The sequence below is a fragment of the Fodinibius salinus genome (assembly GCF_008124865.1).
GTDB classification, from domain to species: domain Bacteria; phylum Bacteroidota; class Rhodothermia; order Balneolales; family Balneolaceae; genus Fodinibius; species Fodinibius salinus.
This window is the reverse complement of the sequence record NZ_VNHY01000001.1, coordinates 1,033,383-1,059,527: the sequence shown is the minus strand read 5'-3', so window position 1 is coordinate 1,059,527 and position 26,145 is coordinate 1,033,383. Positions and strand designations below refer to the sequence as shown.

The following is a 26,145-nucleotide window of genomic DNA, read 5'->3' as shown; positions in this document are numbered from 1 at the left end:
TTCGAGATGAAACCTTGATGAGTCCCATTCTTAGAGAAACGTAAAATGATTTGTAAAATAATATATATTGTTCAGTAAGTACCAGCAGTATTTTTATATACCTATTAACTAAATTTTACATTATTTTGACTACTCTTCTGTAAAGATTAGAATTTCTTAAATCTTTTGATAAGGTCTGCTTTTTTGCTGATGGAATCTTACTAAACATTAGCTTGGGTTTCCAAACTACCGAAATATGTAAAGTAAGGAGGATAGGTGAAAAATTACTTACCCCTTTGCACCCACACAATCTGAAATTGTCATCGCGATCCCACGATTTTTAGGGTGTGACGATTTCCAATATAGTAGAGATTGTATATGTCGCTTACTCCACTCGCATTGACACAACGTTTTGCAAAGCCCTTATTTAATAAAGGTGAGCTTTTTGGTAATAGCTTTGTCTTGGGTACGAACCCGGTATAAGTACACCCCGCTGGCCAGCTGGCTTGGGTTCCATGGGATTTCATGAAATCCGGCCGGATAGACTTCGTCACTCGCAAGTGTACGAACTCTGCGTCCCAGGATATCAAAGATTTCAACTGTTACCCGGTTCTTATTCGGTAGACCAAACTTAATAGTTGTTTTGTCTCCAAAGGGATTAGGATAATTCTGTTTGACCAGAAACTTGTCCGGAGTATTGGATTCAATTTTCTGGGTCGTAATTGTTAAGGTAAAGCGGGTCTTATCATGAATGGTTTTAGCACTGCTTTTTGATTTTGCCAAAGGCTGTGGCTGACTGGCAGGGTCCAGAAGCACGATAGGATCAGATGGGGAATCGTTTACGCGTTTGGCTATTGTCGCTTTGGCTTTTTCCTTTTCTTGGTTAAAGGTATAAAAGGTTTGGTTACGCAGGTTTATTTTTTTGCCTGTTTTATTATCGGTGAGCGTAATAATCCAGTCGGAGGGCAGTGCTTTAATTTTGGGCCATGAGAGCGTCAGTACTCCATCATAGGATTCGCCGTCAATAACTCCCCCAACATCGAAGGGAAGCTCATATCGATGATCGAATTCTTCAGGCAGATTTTGAATTGACATCTGGGAGCCGTCATGTTGTTTAAAATAAAGTTCAAGGAAATTCTGGCCGAAAGGGAACATACGATATCCGTCTTTGGGGTCGCGACCGCGCTTGGCCTGATCACTAAACATCACATACGCTTCTTGTTTGATGCCTCGAAGCTTTTGACCTTCGAGCTGAAGGGTAAAGTTCGGAGTTGGTGCCTTTTGTTGTTCTTTGCGTCTGAATATCCCATTGGTTGTTTTATTATCTTCTGAAACTTTCAGTTGAGGATTTTGCGCATTGGCTTTAACCCAGAATCCTTGAAAAGGAGCAATTAAACCACTGCCCAGCGAGCCCACCGTTCCATTCCAGGTAAGGAAATTACCATTACCGCCATTGGCGTTAGGATCCCAGACATATATCGTTTGATCAACATTGGTCTTGGTCCAGTTTGTATTGTCATTCCAGTTGAGAGTAGCACCATAAGGATTTCCGACCAGATTCCAGCCGGTATCGGCGGTTGCTGTATAAGTGACATTGAGATTAACCTCACTGCCGTTGCCGGTAAATTCCGGTCCGGTAACTTCGAGCGTATCGGGCAGTGGTTGATTGTATCGAGAGTCGACCGGAATGTCTCCGAATACATAGACAAATAACCCTCTACCTTCTGTAAGAGCATCAGAGGCATTTGATGGTGTTCTCCAACGTTGATTGTCTGTTCCTTCATAACTTTCCACATACCAGAGGACGTTAGGTTGCAGTGTATCGTTAGGTGCTACATCAGCATCGTAGAAAGCTCCAGAATATCCCTGTGTAATAATACCGTCCAGCAGGTCATCATAAGTTGAGGCCACGGGAGAGGAGATCATGCGCCAGCCTTTGACACCGGTAAGTTCTCGACGGAAGGTTATGGCTCCTGAGGTTACGGATTGGTTCTTGGCAATTAAGTTGAGGCCGGAAGGCATGATCAGATTTCCGGAAGTTAATGTAAGCGTGCCATTTACAAATATATTTTGATCAACACTTACGTTACTGGAATTGTCAATTTCTAAGTTATTGAAATGGTTGACATTTTTGATTTGTTGTAGTGACCCGCCATTTAAAATGACATTTCCGATCTGCAGACTGCTAATGGTTAAGTCGCCGCCCACTTGCAACGTTGCTGTATTCGGTCCATTTACTTCTCCGTTTCCCGTAAGTTCATTATTGACCGTTAGCGTGTTATTTGAACCTACTGTTACGTCTGCATTTTGTTCTACTACCAAGTTGCCAATTGTTTGATCTGAGTTTTGAACAATGGGATACTTGTTGCCGACAGCTGGATTCTCAGGAATCAAAACTATATCGTTAGTACCGGGTACAGCATTATTGTTCCAGTTATCAGTATTTGTCCAACGTTCTGCTGATGGGCCGCCACCCAGTGATCCTTCCCAAATAGCGTCAAATTGAGAAAATCTAACTTCTGCATTATCCGTGATTGTATTACCGTTTACGGTACCGGTGATGGTGGCCGTCTCACTATTGGTTGAAGAAGTTAGCGTAGCGGAATAGGTGCCATCGCTATTGTCGGTAACACCGCTCAAACTACCTGCATTTGTTGACAACTGAATATTATGACCACCCGAAGTAAGATTATTATCTTCGCTATCGCGTAATTGTACCGTAATGGTTGATGTTGAAGTACCGTCACTGGCAATGAACGTTGGGTTGGCAGAAATCACGGAGGTTGTTTCATCAGGAGTGCCCGGATTTACATCAAAACTATTACTAATACCATCCTGGGAGCCATTACTGTTGATGGCTGTAATGTTAAAATTACCGGTATTTAAAATGGTAACAGAATGGGATGAAAGTACTCCGTTTGTAAAATTAGCGGTTGTTCCGGCTCCGTTGCTTACATTTGCTGTGGAACTAACTTCTACTGTTCCGTTGAAGTCTGTCTTGGTAGATCCTGTTCCATCGATGGCGGTAATCTTGATGTCAAAAGATTGCCCGGCTGTTTGAGTTACGATATTACCACCGCTAACGCTTTCAATATTAAAGCTGGCCAGGTCTGAGGCATTAATGATATCAAAATTGTTGCTAACGGCTGAGGTTAATCCGGTACTGCTGGCGGTTAGATTTTTTGTGCCTGTCTGGTCGATAGAAAGATCATCGAAAAATGCTTTTCCTTTAACATTTGTAGAGCGAGTGGTTGTTCCTGAAAGTGTGCCTGTTCCCGACGTCAGTGCTGCCGAAATGTTAGTACCGGAGTTTTTTACAGCATTTCCAAATTGGTCAACCAGTTGTACTTCAACAGCGGGGGTAATAGGTTGGTTGACCGTAGTGATTGAAGGTTGCTGAGAGAAGTTCAGAGAATCAGCTGCACCGGCAACCATTTTTAAGGTACCATAATTTGTGGTTCCGCCGGGACCGGTAGTACCGGTATTTGTAATGGTTCCGGTATTAGGTAGTGTACCTTGTGTAGGTCGAACTTCTAATCCGCTGAACGAAACTTCCCCGGGGTTGCCAGTATTATCAGATTCTTGATTAACGGTAAAGGTGATCTCAGATGTTGTAATGTTGGTTGGTGAACTGGATATTTGCAATGTGGTATTACTACCATAGGCGGGGCTCACACTAGCAGTAGGAGATGCGCTTGTATTCCATTCAAAACCGGATGGTGCTTTAAGTGTAATGGTTTCTCCGCTTACCAGTTCGCCAAGAGTTCCCTCCCGGAGCCGTGGGCCATTGAGCGTGGTATAGGTGCCGGTAGCAAAATTATCAGCCGGGATTGCTTCTCCGTTTGTTGCAGGGGTGATAAGTCGTATTGCGATATCATATTTTTCCGAGAGGTAATCTTCAATTTGCTTTCGCTCTGAAGAGGATAAGTACCGGCAATAAAAAGCCACTTCAGCCACGTAACCATCCCAGCTTTGATTATTTGAGTCAGGATCATCTTTGCCGCCTTTCCCTACAATAGCAGTTGCGGCATTACTTATCGTACCGGAGGGTGGGGCCGAAATTCCACTGGGATTATTGAGTACCCCATTGACAATGAGGTTAAATTCGTTGCCGCTCTGCCAATCTAGCGAGAGTATTTGTCCCTCTGTTGTTTGAATGTCTGAAAAACTCTCAAGCTGATGGTCAGGATTGTCGGCCAGGATACCCGCTTTGATAAGATTTTGTGCACCGGCATTTGCTCCTTGTGCATCATATCGCAGAGTAAATATATCATCTTGCCCATCGGGTACTTGCGTATTCCAGAATCCGCGGTTGGTGTTTATTTGGTCGGATTGTATAACATAGAAGATAGTGAACTCAGAACATCCGTTTATAAAGTTTTCCCCGTCGGCATCTTCCAAATAGTCCCCATCTCCGGCAAGCTGAACGGCGTCTTTATTATTTAATGTTCCCACCGAAGAAGCAAAGCTTGGCCGGGTGCCAGCATCGGCTATACCCGTAAAGTCGTGGTTATTGCCGCTCTGGTCTTCCCAAGTGGTTACTTCTGATCCGCTTGTAATCACTCCCTTGTCACCTCTGAGCCAGAGATCCAGACCAGAAATGGATTGTACTATATTTAAACTGATATTGCGGCTCTGAGTGTTGCTGTTGTCATTACCGTCGTTAACGGTAAAGGTGACTTCCCGGGGTTGGGTAGCTGGTGAGCTGTTGGTGTTTTCGTAAGTTACTGATTGTAAGGCCGTCTCGTAATCAGCTTTTGTTGCAGTACCCGTTAAGCTGAGTACGCCGGTTGTATTGTTATAGCTACCGGTAATACCTAAAATATCACTGAAGGCCAGTACATCTTCTCCATTTTCAAAACCAGAAGTAATTTCAACAGTAGCATTCTCGATGTTAGCATCATCCGCATCAGAAACAGTGATATTATCAGTTATCACAGAAGGAGGGTCGTTGGCCTGATAGGAAAGTGCAGAAGATTCGATATTGGCCAATACGGGAGCATCATTAATCTTGGTAATGCTAAAGTCTCTGGACTGAGTATTACTGCCATCCGTACCATCGTTAATCGTAAATGTAAAAGTGCGATTGGCAGTGTTGGGAGTAGAGCTAATATTATTGTAAGTAACAGCTCGCAGCGCAGACTCATAGTTGGCAATAGAAGAAGATCCCGTAAGTGTAAGGGTACCCGTGGAACTATTAAAGCTGCTGGTAATTCCATTGGCATCAGAAAATGCCAATATATCCTGCCCCTGGGCATAGTTTCCAGAGATTTGGACAGTAGCACTCTGCATGTTGCTGTTATCCTGATCACCAATGGTAATAGATGAAGTAGTGGGTGCCGCCCCGTCGCCCTCAGTATAATTAAATACCGTCGATTCTATATTACTGAGAGAAGGTGCACTGTTGACTGGTGTAATCGTTATATCCCGGCTCTGGGTGTTGCTGGGATCATCCCAGTCATAGGCTTTAAAGGCAATCGTTCGCTTGTTTGTTGAGGGATTGACATTATTCGTGTTTTCGAAAGTAATGGACTGCAGCGCCGACTGATAGTTACTAATAGAGCTGGTACCGGATAAAAACAATTCGCCCGTGGAGTTGTTATAGCTGCCGGTGATGCCATTCTGGTTAGTAAAGTTGAGCACGTCCTCGGAACCAACAAAATTATTGCTGATTGAGACAAGTGCACTGTCCATTACGGTGTTGTCACTGTCAGAAATTGAAAGGGCAGAGGTAATGGTTGTGGCAGGATCACCCTCGGCATAATTTAAGTCACTTGTTTCAATACCTGATATTTGTGGAGGAACGTTACTCCATCGCTGATCCAATATATTATAGACTTCCGAGAACAGGGCAGAAGAGAACGCTTGGTTCCAGGACACTACTTCCGCAATATATCCCTGAAAGTTAGCTCCACTAAGACTCTGATCGTTAATGGGATCCAGAGCATCATTGGAAGTGCCAATTTCGGGAGCTCCGGTATGCGACTCTTGTACATCAACATTATTTAAGGTTTGAATAGATCCCCCGTTAACATTAGCTGACCACGTTCGATCAGCGAGGTTTCCTGCCGTAGCATCGTGGCTTGCAATAACGGTATAGCTGGTATGTCGTTGAACGGATCCAAGGTTTATTGATTTGTACTGATCACCGGCTTGCCATTCAGCAGTGTTCCATGTATAGGCATAGAGGTCCCCGTTAAAAATCCCAAACAGGTAGCCCCGGATACCGGCTCCCTGTTTATAAATCACCTGGTCACTGGAAATATCATCTGATGTCCTGAAAACAAGGGCAAAAGACTTTTGGTCAAAAGTGGCAGTATTGATAGCATTTTCTGACCCTCTTGTGTAGAAGTCATCGGTACCGTCATAAAGTAATGCTCCCTCTTCACCCATGGCAGCGCTGTTATCAAAAAATTGAGAACGCTCGGCAGCAGTCCCATTACTAAAGGAATAGTCAGCACTACCAGAAACGGCATCTGAACGGTCGCCCCATGGATTAACAGTTGTACCGCTGGCGGGCTGATCAGTCGTTTGGTTATCACCGTCAACATCTAAGCCACTAAATTGGAAAACCACATTGCTAATATCGGCAGAAAGATCATTAATTGACGGGATATAAATTTGTCGACTAACGGTGCTACTGCTAGTGGTCCCGTCATCTACCTGAAAGCTTATAGTGCGCGGTGGTTGGCTGGGCGATCCGCTGGTATTTTCGAAGGTTACAGAGCGCAAGGCCGCCTGGTAGTCCGCAGCAGAGGCACTGCCCGAAAGCGTCAATGTGCCTGTGGAAGAATTCCAGGAAGCTGATATGCCATTTTGATTGGTGAATGCCAACACATCATTTGCACCCTGATTACTGGTTATCTGAACGGTGGCACTCTGGATGTTGGCATCGTCGTAATCATCGACTGTTATCTCAGAAGTAATAGTAATGGGGGGCGAACCGGTGTTATAGGCTTTGGCCAGTGGTTCGATATTTGACAGCACCGGAGGATCATTGACAACGGATAGAAAACTGCCGGGATTGTTTTGATTGTTAAATTCTGTTTCTACCCAGTTGGCTGAACGGGCGGTGTTGGAGATACGTACTTCGTCAACTCGTCCATCGAGTGGGTAATCAGAGGAAGATGTAGAGACAAAAAGCGGGGTATTGTTCGGATCATTTATGGGATCAGTGAACGAACCACTGTTATCTTGGTTACCATTAATAAAGATTTTCCACTGGCTCTGATCGTAGGTAAAAGTCAGGTGATTCCAGGTTCCCGTACTGATGGTGCTATTACTTGTAAAGGAGTTGCTGTTAATTGCAAAACGTACAGTTTGCTGGCTGCGAACCCATGTTGAATAGGCTTGGGTGTACTCTCCTTTTGTTACCAGATCCGGTGTATTAGAGAAATCATCCCCGTACATCCACATTGAGATGGTAATCTGATTTGTAATAGATAAAGATGGGTCATCAGCTACTTCGACGAAATTATTGGAGCCATTATAATCTCGGGCACGGAGAATTTGTCCTGCTATATCGGACGTGCCATTGTTGGTTCCGTCATTTCCATTTGCTGTAGCATCAAGAAAATCATTGTTGTAATGCTGCACCAGCTGATAATTATTATTCCACGTACCGGGATTTGACTGGTCGGATGATATACTGGAATTGCCATAGTAAAGATAAATGTAGGTATTGTTTTGTGCTTGTAAAGAGGAGACATTGACCCAGAAGCTTACTTCACCGGTATTGGGATTGTATGATTCAAGCTGGTGATTTAGTTGTGTAGTGCCATCCGCTGCGGTAAAAATGATGTCATAACCGTTGAGGTTTTCGACAAAGCCCCCGTTAGTGGAAGAGCGTAGATCGCTGTTAGTTATATTGACAAGTACGGGGAAGTCTTGGAGTGATTGGGTGCCGGCAACCTGACTATTATCTATTTCTATGCGCTTGCGGAATGTGTATCCATTAGAGAACTGTGCTGACACAGTGGTAACAGCAAATAGCATCAGCAAAGTAAATGCAAGGATTGTTAATAAGTATGATTGTCTCATATTATTGATTTGTACCGCAATTCGAAAAACTGAAACCTATTTTATATAAAAATAACAAACACTATCCAGATTATAGATTATAATCGTTTAATCTGTTTATAGTGTGATAACTGTTTTATTTACTAGTCAGCTTTATTTTACCTAAGAAATAAAATAATACTTTTAAAGCATATTAATGTGTTATTTACCTACTTTAACTTTTTAAAACGGTTGTAATATTGTTAGTATATTCAATGTTACAACGGAATTATTTTTAATAGTTGTCAATATTGTTAGTTCATGAAAGGAATCATTTTAGCCGGTGGAACCGGGTCTCGTTTGTATCCTCTTACTAAAGTTACGAATAAACACCTGTTGCCGATTGGTGAAAAACCCATGATTTATTATCCTATCGAGAAGTTGACAGAGGCAGGTATCGAAGAAATACTTATTGTTACCGGTACCGAGCATATGGGAGATGTGGTAAACCTACTGGGATCGGGCAAAGATTTTGGCTGTCGCTTTACTTATAAAGTACAGGATGAGGCCGGGGGGATTGCCCAGGCATTGGGATTGGCTGAAAACTTTGTAGGTAATGATCCCATGACAGTAATTCTGGGAGATAACATATTCCAGACTTCTCTGGATGAGGCTATCCGTTCTTATCCGGGTCAGGGCGCCCAGATTCTATTAAAGGAGGTAGATGATCCCGAACGATTTGGCGTGGCTGAGATTGATGGTAATAAAATTGTTGGTATCGAAGAGAAGCCGGATGAACCCAAAAGCAACTTAGCTGTAACGGGTGTTTATATGTATGATGCAGATGTCTTTGATTATATTCGACAGTTGGAGCCCTCTGATCGCGGGGAGCTGGAAATTACGGATGTTAACAACTATTACATTCAAGAAAAGGCTATGCGGTTTTCGGTAATGGACGGCTGGTGGACTGACGCCGGTACGCCTTCGTCGTATAAACGGGCAAATAAATTGGCAGGTTATAAATAGCATGAAGGTTGTTTTACTGGGCGCATCGGGACAATTGGGCCGGGAGTGGCAGGATTTTATTGAACGGCAGGATGAGGATGAGTTCAATTTGCTGGCCTATACTTCCGATGATCTTGATATTACGCATTACCAACAGGTTTCGGATGAACTACGCAAGCAGAAACCCGATCTGGTAGTCAATTGTGCGGCTTATACCGATGTGGATGGGGCTGAAGACCATCGAAAACTAGCGCAAAAGGTAAATGTAGAAGCCGTGTTGTACCTGGCTGAGTTGAGTCAAGAACTGGAATTTAAGCTATTGCATTACTCTACCGATTATGTATTTCCGGGATCGAAACTGGATCGTCGTGCAATGCCTGAAGGTTATCCCGAAGATTATCCGGCTGATCCCATCAACTGGTATGGACGCACAAAGTGGGAAGGAGAGCAGGCGATCCGTAATACCAGCAGCAACTATTTGATTTTGCGACTGTCATGGGTTTGCGGTCAGTACGGCAGTAACTTTGTGAAAACAATGCTGGAACTGGGTCGTGAGCGAGATAAACTGCAGGTGGTGAATGATCAGTGGGGTAGTCCCTCGTTTACCACTGATATCGTGCGCAACAGTATCGCACTGATTAATGCTGAAGCCACGGGGACCTATCATTATACTTCAAAGGGTTTGATTAGCTGGTACGACTTTGCAGAAAAAATATTTACGTTAAGCGACATCAATGTGGAAGTTGAATCGGTTGATTCTGATACCTTTTCTACCAAAGCACCTCGACCTCATTTTTCGAAATTGAACACCCGGAAAATTACGGCAGAGCTTGGAGAGGTAGTTGATGATTGGGAAGAGGGGCTTATTGCCTTATTAGAGCAGTTAAAAAAACGTTGACCGGGTTTTTTATTTTTGCAACAATCCACGATTGAACTGTGCCGTTTGCAGGACGTTTACAAAAAATAGCGACAATTGATAACAGGAAGTTTTTTATCAGTTAAACACAATGGAAATAACAGAGACCACCATCGCCGATGTTTTATTATTAAAACCGACCATACATCGGGATGATCGCGGATTTTTTCTGGAAACCTATCGCCAGGAGCATTTTTGCTCGTATGGAATAGATGTACATTTTGTGCAGGATAATTTTTCTCAGTCACAAAAGGGGACGATCAGGGGGTTACATTACCAAATCGAACAGCCGCAAGATAAACTCATTATGGTGATGCAAGGTCGTATTTTAGATGTGGCAGTAGATCTGCGGCAAAATTCCGATACTTTCGGAGAACACACGGCCGTGGAACTTTCGGCTGAGAATAAGCACCAAATATTTATTCCCAAGGGATTTGCTCACGGTTTTGCGGTGTTATCGGACAAGGCCAATGTGTATTATAAGTGCAGCGATTATTATTATCCGCAGGGTGAACGGGGACTTTTTTGGGATGACTCTCAATTGGGAATTGATTGGAAAGTAAATGCCCCCATTATTTCTGAAAAGGATCAGAATCAGCCTACACTTAATGAAATTTCAACAGATAATTTGTTTTAAATGGAAGAACGTATTTTAGTTACAGGCGGTGCGGGATTTATTGGATCAAATCTGCTGCTGTATCTGCACGAAAAATATCCGAATAGCCAGTTTTTAAATATTGATAAGTTGAGCTATGCCTCGGATCGGGCATATTTAGAAGACATCAAGGGATCGAATAGATATACGTTTAAAAAGCTAGATCTCGTTAATCGGGATGCGGTATGTGATGTCATTAGAAGTTTTAAACCGGATGAGGTGTTTCATCTGGCGGCTGAATCGCATGTCGATAATTCGATTAAGGGTCCCGAGCCGTTTATCAAGTCGAATGTGTTAGGCACTTTTAACTTGCTGGAAGAGTGCCGGCAGTTTTGGCAGTCGGAACATTATGAGGGAGATGGCGGACGCTTTTTGCATGTATCAACTGATGAAGTTTATGGCGAACTGGGCGATGAAGGCGCCTTTTCTGAAGAAACAGCCTACGCGCCCAACTCACCGTATTCGGCGTCCAAGGCGGGCAGTGATTTTATTGTACGATCGTATTTTCACACCTACGGCATGAATGTGGTGACCACAAACTGTTCGAACAATTTTGGTCCTCACCAGCATGATGAGAAGTTAATCCCTACAGTTATTCGCACGGCCCTGAAGCATGAGGATATTCCCGTATATGGCAAGGGTGAAAATGTGCGCGACTGGCTGTATGTGGAGGAACACTGCCGGGCACTGGATTTGGTTTTTCGGGATGGTGAAGCTGGCGAAACGTATATCATTGGTGGTGATAATGAGTGGAAAAACATAGCCTTGGTAAAAGAGCTTTGCAGTATTCTCAATGAGGAAGTAGGGGATGGGCCGGATGGTGATTATGCTAATTTGATTACCTTTGTGACTGATCGCCCGGGCCACGATTTCCGCTATGCCATTGATGCCTCAAAGATAAAAGAGGAGTTGGGTTGGGAAAAGCAAGGCGATTTTGAAGGTCGACTTCGCGAAACGGTTCGCTGGTATATAGAACGGTATAAGTGATGATTTACGACTAAGGCACTAAGGGCACTTAGAAAATTTAGCGTTTTGTACAAAGTAATCTTCCAGAGGGTACCTATCCGGGGATAAGTATAGTAAACAAGTATAAGCAGGGAGGATCTTTCTAATAGTCTTTTATTATTATCTGGGGCTCTTTTCTTGAGATCCTGAAACAAGTTCAGGATGACATAGGATTTTAATATGTAAGGATCAGCTTCCCTGATGGTCTTATTATTAAAAAGATAGTTCAAAATGGGATATAAAAGTTCATCGGGTAAAAATGGGTTTGTCTATATTTTGTCAAACAAAACTAAAAGCACATTATATATTGGCGTTACCGCCGTCTTAGATAAGCGTATTTTTGACCATGTCTATGGGGAAGGGGCAAAATTTACAGCTAAATATAATGTGAATATTCTTCTGTACTATGAGAAATATCCCAATATTAACGAAGCCATTGAGCGAGAAAAGCAGCTAAAGAATTGGCACCGAGAGTGGAAGCTAAACTTGATAAAAAGCGAAAATCCAACATTAGAAAATTTATGGGACTCATAATTACGCGAAAAGAACCTTGCAATAGTGAAACAGAATAAAATAGAAGAAAAGGTCAATAATGGTATAGCAGCAACATGTCATCCTGAACTTGTTTCAGGATCTATGAATTATATTGCAAGAAAATGAAGTGCCTTGGTGGTAAAACAATGTTGGTTATGGTTTTTAGGTTTACCTATCCGAACGGGATTTGGGGTGAATCGCGGGAAACATCTTATAAAAAGCAACTACCGAGACAAAGCAATCTTCTGAATAAGTATTTTAATAAGTACAAAATATACGATTCCCCCAGCAGTTTTTTCGTCTATTTTTTGCTGACAAAAAATGGACATAACATGTTAAAGGCACCAGCCATAAAATGTGGGAGAGACTGTAACAGGCTCAGCAGAACACGTTCAGGATCTGCGGGCGATCAGGCGCTTAAGCCCTTCCATCTTGGTGTCTCTAGTGGAAATAAACTTAATCTGGCATATCATTACCACGAGGTACAAAAGCTTGAATGTCGGTAATTTCTCTTCCCAGGATAAGTCCGTGAATATCATAAGTGCCCTCGTAGGTATTGACAGATTCCAGGTTCATCAGATGGTGCATCACGCGGTATTCGCCTGTTATACCATTGGCCCCGTGCATATCACGAGCAGTTCGGGCAATCTCCAGGGCGGTGCCGCAGTTGTTACGCTTAGCTAATGAAACCATGCTGTGATGGGCTCGTCCCTCATCTTTGAGTTTACCCAGTCGCCATGCCAGCAGTTGCATCTGGGTGATTTCGGTAAGCATATTTGCCAATTTGGTCTGCGGCAGTTGGTTTGCTGCAATGGGATACCCAAACTGCGTACGCTCACCTACATATTGACGCGATTTTTGGTAGCAAAATTCTGCGGCACCCACCGTTCCCCAGGCAATGCCGTAGCGAGCACTATTCAGGCATGTAAAGGGTCCCTTTAAGCCGGTAATATCAGGGAAGACATTTTCATCAGGTACAAATACATCTTCAAAAATCATTTCTCCTGTTTCCGAAGCCCGGAGCGACATTTTATTTTTGGTGGATGGCGCACTGTAACCCTCCATATCTTTTTCAACAATAAATCCACGGATCACGCCTTCGTCGTCTTTATTTTCTTTTGCCTTGGCCCATACAATCCCGACATCAGCAATGGGTGAGTTGGTGATCCACATTTTGGCCCCGTTGAGGATCCAGCCGTCGTCCGTTTTGAGAGCTGTAGTACTCATAGATCCCGGATCGGAACCGTGATCGGGTTCGGTGAGACCAAAGCATCCAATTATTTCTCCTGCTGCCAGCTTGGGCAGAAACTTCTCTTTTTGTTCTTCAGTACCGAATTTAAAAATAGGATACATCACCAATGACGATTGCACCGACATAAAGGAGCGATAGCCGGAGTCAACGCGCTCAACTTCACGGGCAATGAGTCCATAGGCTGTTTGGCTGGCATCAACCCCACCATATTCAGGAGGCAAATATGAACCTAAAAGTCCCAGATCTCCCATTTCTCCAGCAATATCAGGGTCAAAGTATTCTTCCTGATTTCCCTTGAGTGCCCGCGGCTCGAGCTTGCTCTGCGCATAATCCCGTGCTGTTTCCATGATCATGCGATCATCTTCGGAAAGCTCAGATTCAAAGAGAAAAGGGTCATCGATATTAAAGCTGTTGCTGGCCATGGATAATAATTTTTAAGTAGATATTTTCTTTTAATTGAAGGTAAGCGCTTGCAAGAATATTATAAAGGAAAAGTTGATGAACTACTAAAGCACCAAGCCACTTAGATAGTTATCGTTCAAGTTTAAAATAGCTTAGTGGTAGCTTCCTAATTCCAGAATTCTTTCTTGAGTTCTCGGGCGATGACCATGCGCTGTACTTCAGAGGTTCCTTCGCCAATAGTCATCAGCTTTGCGTCGCGCATAAATCGTTCCACGTGATATTCTTTGATATATCCGTAGCCGCCGTGAATTTGTACCGCTTCGTTGGCAGATCGAACCGCTAGTTCGGAGGCAAAAAGCTTAGCCATAGAAACCTGTTTGCTAAATGGCTTTCCCTTATCTTTTAGCCAGGCGGCCTTATGAACTAAAGAACGAGCAGCATCAATTTCGGTAGCCATATCTGCTAATTTTGATTCTATCGCCTGGAAGTCTCCGATAGGGGAACCAAACTGTTTTCGTTCACCGGCATATTTCATCGATTCTTCGAGGCATCCACGTGCAATACCCACCGACAGAGCACCAATACCAATACGTCCGCCGTCGAGCACCTTCATGGTATCAACAAATCCCTGCCCTTTTTTGCCCAACAGATTTTCTTCGGGTACTTCTACATCTTCAAAAACAACTTCGGTGGTATCGCTGGAGTTCATTCCCAGTTTTTCCATCTTATTGCCCGGCTGTACACCGTCCCATTCTCCTTCAACAATAAATGTGCTAATCCCTTTGGTACCCTTGTCAGGATCTGTTTTGGCAAGCACTACATAAATATCGCCAACCGAACCCTGGGTAATAAATATCTTGGAACCGTTGAGTAGCCATTTGTCACCTTTTTTAACGGCATTAGTCTTCATCCCTGATGCGTCGCTGCCCGAGCCTGGTTCAGTGAGGCACCATGCTCCCAGCTTTTCGCCTTTGGCCAAGGGTGTTAAATATTTTTCTTTTTGAAATTCGTTGGCTGCAAGCGCTATATGTCCCGATGCGAGGGAAGTATGTGAAGCAACGGTCAGTGCCAAAGAGGCATCCCAACGTGCAATTTCTTCGATGGCCAGGCAAAAGCTGATGTGTCCCACACCGCCGCCTCCATACTTCTCTGGATGGACCATACCCATGAAACCCTGCTCGGCTAATCGTTTTACGATGTCATGGGGAAATTCTTTCTTTTCGTCACGTTCTTTGACGCCGGGTGCCACATGTCGCTCGGTGAAATCTTTTAGGCTATCGCGAATAAGCTGCTGTTGTTCGGTCAGTTCAAAATCCATGAAAACAAAGTTGAAGGTTAATAGCTATCAAAATTTTAGAATGAAAATAAAAAAATATTGGAGAAAATCTGTGTGGATTAAACGCTTTCTCCACAATCTAACATTCCGATTTTATTTGTTTTAAAACTCTGACTTGCTCAAATAAAGTTAGATGGTGGAGTTATCATGCTTTATGAGCCTTTAACCGGGGAACATAATTTTATTTTGCCGCCTACACATGATTGCATTTAGAGAAATCTAAATGTCAAAACGATTAAATAATGAATAAGGACAATTAAAAAACAGAGACGATATGTATTTATCTAAGAAAAAAGTTTTCTTTTCAGCAATCATATTACTGTTAGGAGTAGGTCTACTTTCAAACGAAGCTTCTGCACAGGAAAAGGCGGAAGGTAAATTATATGGACAAGTTGTAGAAGATACTTCCGGTGAGGCTGTTACAGGTGTAGAAATAACCCTACAGGGAATGGATAAAAAAGCTACAACCGGAGATAAAGGCATGTATGCTTTTAAATCTCTTAAGACCGGAACATATACCGTCGTAGTTGAAGCTGATGGATATCAGAAATGGGAAAAAGAAGTGAAGGTGACAGCCAAAGGAAAAAGGATTGATATCAAGCTGAAACCAACGAAAGGTTAAATAGCTGAAAAGGTATCAATCAATTTAAGAGCCGTCCGTAAAGGGCGGCTCTTTTATTTTCTTATATCGTTTACAGTGCTTTGTATTGTATATAGAGAGCTATCCAAAATTCCAGGTTACGCCGCGGCCGGTTTCGGGATCCGGATAGTTCCAGTCCACTGCGCCCTGATCGCAGGCATACATGCAGGTGCCACATTCAATGCAATCCTCAACCTGAAAGTGTACATCACCGTTTTCGTCCATCGTATAGCAGTTAGCCGGGCATACATAGGTCGTACATTTATGGGGACACGTAGAGTTACAGATATCCGTATCCACCGTAATATGCGGCTTGATGTCAGATTTGGCCTGATTGCGATAGCTGACCAATCCCAGTCGTTCCGTAAGGTCTAATAATTTCATAATGATACTAACTAGATTTTATAGTGATTTTGCTCCTTTAAATCCTATTTTCATTAGATCCCAGTATGAAGAATGCTTCTTAATTGATTCCTGCATCAACTTGCGTGATTTCTTTGTTGGTTCATTGTCAATCGTAAAGAACTTGCGGCCAAAGTCACAAATCAGGTTTGGCACATCTTGTATCATTGTTGGATTATGAAGCATGTGCACTGCATCCTGGAAATTGTTAATATCTTTCATGACATAACTGTCGGCCAATGCCTGCTTATATTCTTTGAGCGTAGCAGATGTAAAATCACCGCGCTCTTTAGCCTTAACGATTGTTTCGGCTCCCAAGATACCGGACCGCATGGCAAAGTCCATGCCCTGAATTGCTTTGCCTGCATTCATCAGCAGGTTAGCCGACTCTCCACAAAGTAGTACGCCGTCTTTGTACAACTCTTTAGGCATCACGCGTTTGTCACCGGATGAGACCACATGTGCAGAATATTCTATTACTTCTCCGCCCCGTATCGTATCCTGGATGACGGGATGTTGCTTAAAAGTATTGAGCAGGTCATGCGGACTTTTCTCTTTCTCCCGCATATCCTTGATCCCTGCTACCAGTCCCAGCGAAATACTATCGCGGTTGGTGTAGAGGAATCCCCCGCCTTCTACGCCGTCGGTAGCGTATCCCACAAACTCATTAGACATACCGCTGAGTCCGTTTAGCTGAAAACGATCTTCCAGCACGTTTTGGTCGTAACGTATCACTTCTTTAATACCGGTAAGCATGTGGTCGGCCGGCACATAATCATCCTGCAGGCCTACCTGACGCGTGAGTAAATTGTTGACGCCCTCTGAAATAATCACGCTGTCGGCATGAAATTCCTCATCGCCGGTGCGAATTCCCACCGCCTTATCATCTTCCATCAGCACCTCATCTACCTTAATGTTGGTAGCAATAAACGATTCCATGGCATAGTCGCTATTGTCAATTTCCTCCTGGACTTTACCGGCTAGCCAACGATCAAATTTTGAACGGAGTACAACAACTCCCGAATAGGGCGTTTCGTTAAAATGTGATGATTTAAAATCGACTGAAAAAGTGGACTCCTCATCCATGAAAGTGAGGCGCCGGTGATTGATGAAGCGTTCCCAGCCGCCGTCTTCTTCCTTCCAGTATTCGGGGACGAGCTTAGCCAGATCACTGCCCCAGAGTACGCCACCGGAGACATTCTTGGAGCCTGCAAATTCCCCTTTTTCGATGAGTAGAAACTTCATATTGTTACGGGCCAGCGTCATTGCTGCTGCCAGTCCGGCGATGCCAGCTCCTACAATAATACAGTCAAACTTTTCATCCATAGTTCAATAGTTGTTGAATATTAAAAGTTTCAGGTTGAAGGCTCTAAACAAACTGTTGTCCATTCAACTTTCAACCTTCAGTAAATTAGCTTTTGATCGTCTTCAGTTCTTCAATAAAGGGGGGTAATACCTTGTACAGGTCTCCAACGATGCCGTAATCTGCAATATCAAAAATAGGAGCATCCGGATCTTTGTTGATAGCAACAATAACTTTACTGTTGGCCATGCCTGCTACGTGTTGAATAGCACCTGAAATACCCACGGCGATGTAAAGCTGCGGGGATACCACTTTTCCGGTTTGACCAATTTGCAAGCTAGGATCCATTACGCCAGCTTCCGTAAGTGCTCGGGAAGCACCAATGCCGGCATTGAGTGTGGAAGCAAGTTCATTAATCAAATCTTGGCCTTCCTCATCTTTGGCTCCTCGTCCGGCAGCAACAATCGTTTCGGCTTCGGAGAGATCAATTTTGTCGCTGTCGGCTCCAATAATCTCACGCAGTGTTGATTGAATCTTATCCTCATCAATGCTGAAATCGATATTTACTGTCTCAGCATCAGTTTGAGATTCGTTTAGGTCATAAGAACCTGACCGCACAGAAACAAGAATCTGATCGCCGTGCGCTTCATTTTCAGACAAAATTTTAGCGGCCATTACGGGACGCGTGGCAGAAATGCCGTCATCAATAAGATCAAATTCGGAAACGTCCGAAAGTACAGCTGCATCCTGATTAGCTGCCAGGGCACCCAGAATATCTTTAGTGCCTTCCGTAGAACCAAAACCAAAAATGTAGGGATTGGCTTCATCCATTACAGCAGATAACGCCTTAAGCAGGGGCGTATTTCTATGATTTTTGAAAATTGGATTTTCGATGGTATAGATCGTAGAAGCACCGTATTTGGCAACCTCATCAACATACTGTGAAGGCTGCTCATCGATAATAACTGCTTCGGTATCGTGGCCATATTCGTTGGCCAGCTGATGCATACGAGACAACACCTCAAGGGATGATCGCTTAATTTTTCCGTCGCTGATTGCAATGTGAGTTAGTAGAGTGCTCATTGTTGAAATAATTTATTTATCGTTCGGAATTTCTGTTGAACGAGTGATGAGTAACGAGTACCATTTTACTCATTACCTTTACTCGTTACTCATTAAATGACATTTGCCTCTTCATCGAGGAGATTAGCTACTTTTTGTGCCAGCTCTTCGGGATCGCCCTCAAATTTCTGTCCCGGTTCGCGCTCTGGCTTTTCCATGTGACCGGTTACTTTTGTGTTGGGTTTTATATCTTCCTCAGCAATATCCAGATCAGAAAGCTCAACTGTTTCCATCGGCTTTTTCTTGGATTTCATAATACCTTTGAGGCTGGGTATACGCGGCTCATTCATATCATTAGAGCATGTTACCAAACAAGAGGAGGGGAGTTCAATTATTTCCTGTCCAGCATCGCCCTGACGTTTTACAATCAGGTTACTATCTTCGATACTCAAGCCCACAGCATTTGTTGCGTAGGGGAGATTAAGATGTTCAGCCATCATGCTTCCGGCCAGTCCCGCATCAGTATCCTGTGACTGTTTTCCGCAAGCGATAATATCATATTCCTTGTCCTCAAAAAAGGTGGCTAGAATTTTGGCATAGGTTGCAGAATTGTAATCTACATCGCCATCGGTTTGAATATGAGTTGCTTTGTCAGCTCCCATGGCCAGTGCCTTGCGGATAGTTTCTTTGGATCCCTCGGGTCCAACCATCACTACTTCCACTTCGCCTTCGTGCTCTTCAGTCAGCACCAGTGCTTCTTCTACGGCCGAAGCGTCATAGGCATTTAGCACCATGCGGTCGGTATCTTGGATGAGCGTACCATTTTTTATTTGGATGGGAGCATCCACATCCGGGACTTGTTTTATACAGACGTAAAGTTTCATGCGATGAGAATAATTTTGATTAAGAGAACAATGTTCAAAACTTCAGTTGAAGAATATACAAAACATCAGATAAAATGTTCACCGTCCGAGGTATTGCTTATCGGAAACGTTGATTTTTTACGGCTATTGCAATTTTTGGTATTCCCCGAGATGGCTTTGGTCAATATCTGATAAAACGTTGTAGGCTTCTAAGCGAACCTCTGTATCAGCATCTTCGAATACGGATACCAGTTCACGATACTTTGTATTAAAAAATGCATCATACAATAGGTTCCGTGATGTTGTACGTTTCGATTCTTGAATCATTTTAAGTGCGTCTAGAATTTGTTGCCGTGCCTGCCGGGGATTTTTTATAAATACGTCGAGCCCCTTGCGGTGATATTTATACATTGCCTGACGAAACTTCTCGTAACTGGTGTTAGTTAAATTTCCGGCCAATTGAGGACGGCTCCGCCGGTTTGTGCTGTTGCGCGACCATCCCGGGGATGAACTACTTTGAGCGAGAGAAACAATATTCTGTGCCTCCGAGAAATAGGAAGAACCGCCGAGCTCTTTAAACGAGTCAAAATCATATCCCAATACAATGTAACAGTAAAAATCAATGAGGCTGGTCAGGCCGTCGAACTGTAACTCATCATGTATAAGTGTTCGATTAGGTGTGTATGTAAAGTTCCAGTTGGTATCATTAAATAAAAAAAGAGGTGTTTCTTGCGACGTATTATAGATAGGGCGGCGGGATTGAATAACCACTTGAGCATCAAAATTATAGTCGCTGTCCACGCTCATCAGGGTAATTTGCATTTCCATTTCAATACGTTCATTCTCTTGGAAATCTGCATTTATCCAGTCATACTCGTTGATATAAGTTTCGATAATGTTGGGTAGCCGATCAAGATATCCCAAAGAAGTACTGCTGAGCTGACTCTTATCAACCGTAATAGTGGCGTTAATTTCTTGAGCATGCAGTAGAAATGGAAAAAGTAAAAGTAATCCGAATATGACTATAAAACGGCTTGTTCTATTTTTTTTCTTAAGACAAGAAATAGTCATTATGAATTCATAGATTTATAGGCGTTCATAATTAATACCTTTTTATGATACGAAAGCTAAGTTATTCTTACAGAACTTTTTTATTGACGTTATTTATCGGCGGTATCCTTTTCGTTTCCGGTACGCAACAGCTACATGCACAAGCTGTAATCGGTGCCCGCGAACTGGCTTTGGGAGAGGCTTCGACTGCGTTGGCAGGAACCAACTGGTCGATGTTTGGCAACCCGGCGCTGATGCCTGAAGATCAGCCTTCTGTTTCTTTCTTTGGCGTCCGGTATTATGGCTTTGCTGAAATCACGGATATGGCTGTATCAGTGACTTATCCCACAAAATTTGGCGTTTTAGGAGCGGGTGCACACCGCTATGGATTCGACCTTTTTAGTGAAAATCGTCTGCGAGCGGGATATAAAAACTCGTTTATGGGATTTCATTATGGAGTGATCCTAAATTACAGCCACGTAACACAGGCTATTGATAATGGTTCGGCAGGAGCGCTGGGTGTTGACGTGGGGGTAGCAGCTCCCGTTTTAGACCATTTATGGATTGGGGCAAAAGCTACAAATATAAATCAGCCGGAATATGGATCCCGAAATGGGGAAAAACTCCCACGGGATTTAAGTGTGGGGATATCCTACCAAATTGCTGACCTGGCATTAATAACTTCAGATGTCTATAAAGACATTAATTTTCCCTTAGCTTATCGGGCGGGAGTAGAAGTAAAAATTGTTGAGGCATTAGTTGGTCGTGCCGGTATTACCACAAATCCGCAAACATTTACTGCAGGCTTTGGTTACAGTTCTGATCGCTGGGGTGCTAATGTAGCGGTACAGCGACACGAAAATAAAGTGCTTGGTTTTAGTCCTGCCATTGATTTTCAGATAAATTGGTAATGCAGAAAACAATTCTATTTATATCGTTGGTTTTTGCAATACCGATAGTTGCATTCGGGCAACAACAGGATTCTACCCAATCGCAGGTAGAAGAAGATATAGAGGAGGCTCTGGAGGTTTTTGATCCGCAGAGTTCTGATATGAGTCCCGAACAATTAACCGAGTTCTTACAAGAGCTGGCAGCAAATCCGGTGAATATTAATAATGCCGGTATTAATACACTATTGAGGGTGCCTGGTTTAAACCTGAAGACGGCGCGGGCTATTATTGATTATCGGGATAATCAAAAGCCTTTTGAATCGGTTAATGAGCTGCAGGAAGTATCTGGGATTGGCCGCGTAACCTTAGAGAAAGTACGCCCGTATGTAACGCCCGGCAGTGGGTTAGAGCTGGGTAAAAATCTATATACCGATTTACGATATTGGACGAATGATGGCCGATTTCAGGCATTTTCGCGTGTGCAAACAGATCTGCAACAGGCAGAGGGATATAAAAAGAGGCCCGAAGAGGGAGGATATGTAGGTAATCGGGTGAAATATTATCAGCGGTTTGGTTATCAGAGTGATCATGTATCAGTAAATTTGACGCAAGAAAAAGACCCCGGTGAACAACTTGTGAGTCCCGTTAAGTTTGATCACCGAAGCTGGCATATTGCATTGCAGGATAACGGCAAGCTGCAGATGTTGGTGGGTGGTGATTACGGTTTGGCATTTGGGCAGGGTCTTGTGATTTGGAGCGGTTATTCGTTTGGGAAAGGCAGTGATGTTATTGGCGCAGTAAATAGGAGTGGACAGGGTATTGACCCATATACATCTGCGCAAGAAACGAACTTTTACCGGGGAGTAGCTGCTACCTACGGTGGTAAATTACAGTTTACCGGTTTTTATTCTAATCGACAGCGCAGTGCCAGCGAAATTAGCAATGATACCACGCGATCACCGGGTACTGATGGTTATCATCGTACGATTAATGAGCTTCTTCAAGAAAAGAACCTTGGCCAGCAGTTGTATGGAGGGCATATTCAAATGGAATTACCTTTTGGACTGATTGGTGCTACAGGTTATCAGGTGGAGTACGACAAAGTTATAGCTGCCAGCGATCGTACCTATGCTCAATTTGATTTTGAAGGCCGCACGAATTCCACCTTTGGAGCGGATTATACCTTTTTATTTGGTCCGGCTGTTGTCTTTGGCGAAGCTGCTCGATCACAAAATGGGGGTATGGGGGTGATATCCGGCATTGAAACGAGCATTGGAGATAATACAGAAATGTCGCTGGCATACCGTAATTATCAGAAAGAATTTCAGTCAATATTGGGCAATGGTTTTGGAGAAGTTTCGGGCCAGCCGAAGAATGAAGAAGGTATTTACCTGGGGTTGCAGCACACCATTGGTGATCGTGTTACCGTAAATGCCTATATAGATCAGTTTCGCTTTCCCAGCGCACGTTTCGGTACCAATCAGCCAACACAGGGTTATGACTGGTTGGGGAAAGTAAATGTTGAGTTTAATGACGACCTCAGTTTTTATGTACAGCTGCGCAGCGAGATTGAGGACGATGAATATAGAGCATTGGATTCTTTTGGACGACAAATTCGAAAATTGGGAAAAGCCCGCCGAAGTACTTATCGCGCTAATGTGGAATACTGGGTGAATCCCAAAGTACGATTACGCACCAGGGGAGAGCTGGTACAAAGTCAGCAGGCTGGTGAAAATTTGGAATTCGGTTATTTGATTTACCAGGATTTAAGATTACAATTTAACGAGAAATTACAGCTCGATACCCGAATCACAATGTTTGATACCGAAAGCTTTGCTACTCGGGTGTATCAGTTTGAAAATGATTTGTTGTATGTCTTTGCCAGTCAGGCGCTATACAATACCGGGCAGCGGATGTACGCACTGCTCAATTATGAGCCGACCAGCTACCTGGAGTTTTGGGCTAAATTTGGGATTACCATTTTTGAAGATGAGCAAGTAATCGGGAGTGGGTTAAATCAAATTCAGGGAGACAAGCGTAGCGAAGTGGGTATCCAGGCGCGGCTTAAGTTTTAGTGTACCTACAAATTAAGAGAAAAACTATGTTATTGGCGGTTTGAAAGCAGCCGATAATTCATTTTCTTTAATTTCCGAATTTAAATATAAAATGAACATAACAGTCTCGTAATGACCTTGGCTGGCTGGACGGTAATTGCCGTAATTTTATTATGTGTATCTCTGCTTGTTGGCACTCAGATTGCCGCTGATTCTGTATTTATCGGCGGACTGACGATTCTGATTGTCACGCAGGCCGTATCTCCTGCCGAGGCGCTGGTCGGTTTTTCAAATCAGGGGATGCTTACAGTAGCAGCATTGTATGTAGTTGCCGCCGGACTTAAAGAAACCGGTGCCATACAATATATTGTGAAAATTATTATTGGCCGTACCAAAAGCATACGTATAGCACAAATGCGTATTATGGCACCGGTGATGGTAGTCAGTGCCTTTTTGAATAATACACCTGTGGTTGCCTCTTTTATACCTGCCTTGGAAGACTGGGGCCGAAAGAACCGTATAGCGGCTTCAAAGCTTCTTATCCCATTGAGCTACGCCGCCATTTTAGGTGGAACTTGCACCCTTATTGGTACCAGCACTAATTTGATTGTAAACGGACTGCTCATCGAAGAGGCGACAACCCAGACAATAGGGCTTTTTGAGCCGGCCCTTATTGGCATCCCGTGTGCCATTGTAGGATTTTTATACTTAACTGTATTTGGGGATAAAATGCTGCCCGAACGGGGTTCCGGGTTTGACACTTTTAAAGATCCGCGAGAATATACCATTGAAATGATTGTGGATGAAAACAGTTCATTGCCCGGGCAGACTATTGAAGAGGCGGGATTGCGTAATTTACCGTCGCTTTTTCTGGCTGAAATATATCGCGATGATCATATTATGGCTGCCGTAGATCCCGAGCAAGAACTGAAAGCAGGCGACCGCCTCATTTTTACCGGTATTGTAGATTCTATTGTCGATCTCCGGCAGATTAAAGGATTGAGTCCTGCCACTGACCAGGTTTTTAAGTTGACTTCTTCGCAGCGCGAAAGACTGCTAATTGAAGCTGTCGTCTCTCCCAGCCATCCCATAAACGGCAAAACTATTAGAGAAGGCGGATTCCGAAATATGTACGATGCTGTAGTACTGGCCGTATCCCGAAACGGAGAACGCCTGAAAGAAAAATTAGGGGATATTAAGCTACGTACCGGTGATACACTATTATTAGAAGCCCTTCCTAACTTTTTGGACCAGTATCGCAATTCCAGTGATTATTATTTAGTCAGCGGATTGATTGATTATAATCCTCCAAACTTTAATAAAACAGGATATGCATGGACTATACTGGGGATTATGATATCCAGTGTTGGATTAGGTTTTTTATCAATGTTTCAGGCTTCATTTTTAGCAGCAGCCCTTATGGTAGGCAGTGGTTGCTGCAGGGCCAATGTGGCTAAAGAATATATTGACTGGTCAGTATTGCTGGTTATTGCCGCATCACTGGGGCTGGGGAATGCGCTGGAGGTAACAGGCGGGGCTGCAGTGCTGGCAGAAGAGTTCTTAGGCTATATCCAGAACAATCCCCATCTGGCCTTAGCAGGGGTATATTTGTTAACGTGGATACTGACAGAGATGGTAACCAATAACGCAGCGGCTGTTCTTATTTTTCCTATTGCCATATCCATGGCGGCCTCATTCGGGGTTAGCTATATGCCCTTTGTTATGACGATTATTATGGCCGCTTCAGCCAGTTTTTCTACGCCTATCGGGTACCAAACAAACCTGATGGTCTATGGCCCCGGCGGATATAAGTTTACTGACTTTACCAAAGTTGGATTACCGCTAAACTTAACAGTGGCCGCAATCACCATATCATTTGTGCCTATGATTTGGCCGTTTTAGGAGAAGTGACGGAGGATGGGAAACGGGCGATGGTTGGTCCTCTCTCTATCTTTTTTCAATGCTCTGCGTCGGAATGTATAACAAGTTTTTTAAAAGTATTTTAGAAAATTATGCTCAAAGAAGTTATTACAACAGCAAAAGAGGCCGGCGATGCTATGCTGGAGATTTATAATGATGTGCAGGATATCAAAATCACTCGCAAAGATGATGACTCCCCGTTGACAAAGGCAGATCTGGCGTCGCATCATATTATTATTGATGCGCTTCAAGAAATTGACCCGGATACCCCCGTAATTTCTGAAGAATCAGGTATCCCTGACTATGAGGAACGAAAAGATTGGGCAAAATTCTGGATTGTAGATCCACTGGACGGTACCAAAGAATTTATCAAGAAAAATGGAGAGTTTACGGTAAATATTGCCCTTGTTGACCAAGGCGTTCCGGTGATGGGGGTTGTTTATGTGCCCGATAAGGATGTTAGCTATTATGCTACTAAAGAAGAGGGGGCATTTAAACAGGAAGCAGATAATGCGCCCCGGAGAATTTTCTCTGAGACTACGGATAATCCCTCTGTAGCTGTTCAAAGTCGTTCTCACGGTTCTGATGAACTGGTTGAGCAGCTTGCCGATAAAGGAATTGAAATCGATAAGACGATACCGGCGGGCAGTTCGCTTAAGTTTTGTCTGGTAGCTGAGGGTAAAGCGGATATCTATCCCCGAATGGGACCGACTATGGAATGGGACGTGGCTGCAGGAGATTGTGTCTACCGTTATTCGGCGCGTGATGGTGCACATTCGTCGCCTTTAACTTACAATAAGCCGGATCTTAAAAACGGTAGCTTTCTTATTGGATTAGAAGAGAATGTTGAATTTTGAGTATTGAATGTTGGATGTTGAA

The 26,145-nt window shown here is 43.5% G+C and carries 18 protein-coding genes; 10 read left to right on the top strand and 8 right to left on the bottom strand.

Annotated elements, in window-relative coordinates; genetic code table 11:
- Positions 1-402: 402 nt before the first annotated feature.
- Complete coding sequence (locus tag LX73_RS04750) at positions 403-8,019, bottom strand: DUF2341 domain-containing protein (protein ID WP_148898313.1); 7,617 nt, start codon at positions 8,017-8,019, stop codon at positions 403-405.
- A 279-nt stretch (positions 8,020-8,298) separates the two neighbouring features.
- Here LX73_RS04750 and LX73_RS04745 point away from each other — a divergent pair, with 279 nt between their 5' ends.
- The 5 genes from LX73_RS04745 to LX73_RS04725 all read left to right on the top strand — a co-directional run bounded on the left by LX73_RS04745 (position 8,299) and on the right by LX73_RS04725 (position 12,092).
- Positions 8,299-9,003, top strand: a complete 705-nt coding sequence (locus LX73_RS04745; RefSeq protein WP_148898312.1) for a sugar phosphate nucleotidyltransferase — start codon at positions 8,299-8,301, stop codon at positions 9,001-9,003.
- 1 nt (position 9,004) lies between these two features.
- Positions 9,005-9,880, top strand: coding sequence for a dTDP-4-dehydrorhamnose reductase (rfbD, locus tag LX73_RS04740; protein WP_148898311.1), 876 nt, complete (start codon positions 9,005-9,007; stop codon positions 9,878-9,880).
- A gap of 109 nt (positions 9,881-9,989) precedes the next feature.
- Positions 9,990-10,535, top strand: a complete 546-nt coding sequence (rfbC, locus tag LX73_RS04735; protein ID WP_148898310.1) for a dTDP-4-dehydrorhamnose 3,5-epimerase — start codon at positions 9,990-9,992, stop codon at positions 10,533-10,535.
- Positions 10,536-11,540 (top strand): dTDP-glucose 4,6-dehydratase, encoded by a 1,005-nt coding sequence (gene rfbB / locus LX73_RS04730; RefSeq protein ID WP_148898309.1) that lies wholly within the window; start codon positions 10,536-10,538, stop codon positions 11,538-11,540.
- A 249-nt stretch (positions 11,541-11,789) separates the two neighbouring features.
- Positions 11,790-12,092, top strand: coding sequence for a GIY-YIG nuclease family protein (locus LX73_RS04725; protein ID WP_148898308.1), 303 nt, complete (start codon positions 11,790-11,792; stop codon positions 12,090-12,092).
- Positions 12,093-12,548: 456 nt separating this feature from the next.
- On the opposite strand, the gene LX73_RS04720 is transcribed toward LX73_RS04725, so the two are convergent.
- Both LX73_RS04720 and LX73_RS04715 read right to left on the bottom strand, forming a co-directional pair.
- On the bottom strand, positions 12,549-13,766 hold the full coding sequence (locus LX73_RS04720) for an acyl-CoA dehydrogenase (RefSeq protein ID WP_148898307.1): 1,218 nt from the start codon (positions 13,764-13,766) through the stop codon (positions 12,549-12,551).
- Positions 13,767-13,912: 146 nt separating this feature from the next.
- Positions 13,913-15,064, bottom strand: a complete 1,152-nt coding sequence (locus LX73_RS04715; RefSeq protein WP_148898306.1) for an acyl-CoA dehydrogenase family protein — start codon at positions 15,062-15,064, stop codon at positions 13,913-13,915.
- Between the two features lie 292 nt (positions 15,065-15,356).
- Between LX73_RS04715 and LX73_RS04710 the strand changes: the two genes are divergently transcribed.
- Positions 15,357-15,704 (top strand): carboxypeptidase-like regulatory domain-containing protein, encoded by a 348-nt coding sequence (locus LX73_RS04710; RefSeq protein ID WP_148898305.1) that lies wholly within the window; start codon positions 15,357-15,359, stop codon positions 15,702-15,704.
- 99 nt (positions 15,705-15,803) lie between these two features.
- Here LX73_RS04710 and LX73_RS04705 read toward each other — a convergent pair whose 3' ends face one another.
- From LX73_RS04705 to porD, 5 genes are all read right to left on the bottom strand, one after another.
- Complete coding sequence (locus LX73_RS04705; protein ID WP_148898304.1) at positions 15,804-16,106, bottom strand: ferredoxin family protein; 303 nt, start codon at positions 16,104-16,106, stop codon at positions 15,804-15,806.
- A gap of 18 nt (positions 16,107-16,124) precedes the next feature.
- Entirely contained in the window at positions 16,125-17,450 is a 1,326-nt protein-coding gene (locus LX73_RS04700; RefSeq protein ID WP_148898303.1) for an FAD-dependent oxidoreductase, read from the bottom strand.
- Between the two features lie 85 nt (positions 17,451-17,535).
- Positions 17,536-18,510, bottom strand: a complete 975-nt coding sequence (locus LX73_RS04695) for an electron transfer flavoprotein subunit alpha/FixB family protein (protein ID WP_148898302.1) — start codon at positions 18,508-18,510, stop codon at positions 17,536-17,538.
- A 92-nt stretch (positions 18,511-18,602) separates the two neighbouring features.
- Positions 18,603-19,373 (bottom strand): electron transfer flavoprotein subunit beta/FixA family protein, encoded by a 771-nt coding sequence (locus tag LX73_RS04690; RefSeq protein ID WP_148898301.1) that lies wholly within the window; start codon positions 19,371-19,373, stop codon positions 18,603-18,605.
- Between the two features lie 123 nt (positions 19,374-19,496).
- Positions 19,497-20,423 carry a type IX secretion system protein PorD gene (gene porD / locus LX73_RS04685; RefSeq protein WP_148898300.1) on the bottom strand — a complete coding sequence of 309 codons (927 nt, stop codon included), beginning with the start codon at positions 20,421-20,423 and terminating at the stop codon, positions 19,497-19,499.
- A 44-nt stretch (positions 20,424-20,467) separates the two neighbouring features.
- On the opposite strand from porD, the gene LX73_RS04680 reads away from it, so the two are divergent.
- The 4 genes from LX73_RS04680 (at position 20,468) to cysQ (ending at position 26,123) form a co-directional block, all read left to right on the top strand.
- Positions 20,468-21,313, top strand: coding sequence for a PorV/PorQ family protein (locus LX73_RS04680; RefSeq protein ID WP_148898299.1), 846 nt, complete (start codon positions 20,468-20,470; stop codon positions 21,311-21,313).
- Positions 21,313-23,367 (top strand): ComEA family DNA-binding protein, encoded by a 2,055-nt coding sequence (locus tag LX73_RS04675; RefSeq protein WP_148898298.1) that lies wholly within the window; start codon positions 21,313-21,315, stop codon positions 23,365-23,367. The genes LX73_RS04680 and LX73_RS04675 overlap by 1 nt, the downstream gene beginning before the upstream one ends.
- Positions 23,368-23,478: 111 nt before the next feature.
- Positions 23,479-25,248, top strand: coding sequence for an SLC13 family permease (locus LX73_RS04670; RefSeq protein WP_148898297.1), 1,770 nt, complete (start codon positions 23,479-23,481; stop codon positions 25,246-25,248).
- A 110-nt stretch (positions 25,249-25,358) separates the two neighbouring features.
- The gene (gene cysQ, locus LX73_RS04665) at positions 25,359-26,123 is read left to right on the top strand and encodes a 3'(2'),5'-bisphosphate nucleotidase CysQ (RefSeq protein ID WP_148898296.1); all 765 of its coding nucleotides are present in this window, start codon (positions 25,359-25,361) and stop codon (positions 26,121-26,123) included.
- Positions 26,124-26,145: the final 22 nt, after the last annotated feature.

Excerpts from the sequence above, each read along its gene's own strand:
- rfbB (WP_148898309.1), top strand. The coding sequence starts at position 10,536 with ATGGAAGAACGTATTTTAGTTACAGGCGGTGCGGGATTTATTGGATCA.
- LX73_RS04745 (WP_148898312.1), top strand. The coding sequence starts at position 8,299 with ATGAAAGGAATCATTTTAGCCGGTGGAACCGGGTCTCGTTTGTATCCT.
- LX73_RS04715 (WP_148898306.1), bottom strand. The coding sequence starts at position 15,064 with ATGGATTTTGAACTGACCGAACAACAGCAGCTTATTCGCGATAGCCTA.
- LX73_RS04700 (WP_148898303.1), bottom strand. The coding sequence starts at position 17,450 with ATGGATGAAAAGTTTGACTGTATTATTGTAGGAGCTGGCATCGCCGGA.
- LX73_RS04710 (WP_148898305.1), top strand. The coding sequence starts at position 15,357 with ATGTATTTATCTAAGAAAAAAGTTTTCTTTTCAGCAATCATATTACTG.
- LX73_RS04720 (WP_148898307.1), bottom strand. The coding sequence starts at position 13,766 with ATGGCCAGCAACAGCTTTAATATCGATGACCCTTTTCTCTTTGAATCT.
- LX73_RS04675 (WP_148898298.1), top strand. The coding sequence starts at position 21,313 with ATGCAGAAAACAATTCTATTTATATCGTTGGTTTTTGCAATACCGATA.
- cysQ (WP_148898296.1), top strand. The coding sequence starts at position 25,359 with ATGCTCAAAGAAGTTATTACAACAGCAAAAGAGGCCGGCGATGCTATG.
- LX73_RS04750 (WP_148898313.1), bottom strand. The coding sequence starts at position 8,019 with ATGAGACAATCATACTTATTAACAATCCTTGCATTTACTTTGCTGATG.
- LX73_RS04705 (WP_148898304.1), bottom strand. The coding sequence starts at position 16,106 with ATGAAATTATTAGACCTTACGGAACGACTGGGATTGGTCAGCTATCGC.
- LX73_RS04670 (WP_148898297.1), top strand. The coding sequence starts at position 23,479 with ATGACCTTGGCTGGCTGGACGGTAATTGCCGTAATTTTATTATGTGTA.
- rfbD (WP_148898311.1), top strand. The coding sequence starts at position 9,005 with ATGAAGGTTGTTTTACTGGGCGCATCGGGACAATTGGGCCGGGAGTGG.
- LX73_RS04695 (WP_148898302.1), bottom strand. The coding sequence starts at position 18,510 with ATGAGCACTCTACTAACTCACATTGCAATCAGCGACGGAAAAATTAAG.
- LX73_RS04680 (WP_148898299.1), top strand. The coding sequence starts at position 20,468 with ATGATACGAAAGCTAAGTTATTCTTACAGAACTTTTTTATTGACGTTA.
- porD (WP_148898300.1), bottom strand. The coding sequence starts at position 20,423 with ATGACTATTTCTTGTCTTAAGAAAAAAAATAGAACAAGCCGTTTTATA.
- LX73_RS04690 (WP_148898301.1), bottom strand. The coding sequence starts at position 19,373 with ATGAAACTTTACGTCTGTATAAAACAAGTCCCGGATGTGGATGCTCCC.
- LX73_RS04725 (WP_148898308.1), top strand. The coding sequence starts at position 11,790 with ATGGGATATAAAAGTTCATCGGGTAAAAATGGGTTTGTCTATATTTTG.
- rfbC (WP_148898310.1), top strand. The coding sequence starts at position 9,990 with ATGGAAATAACAGAGACCACCATCGCCGATGTTTTATTATTAAAACCG.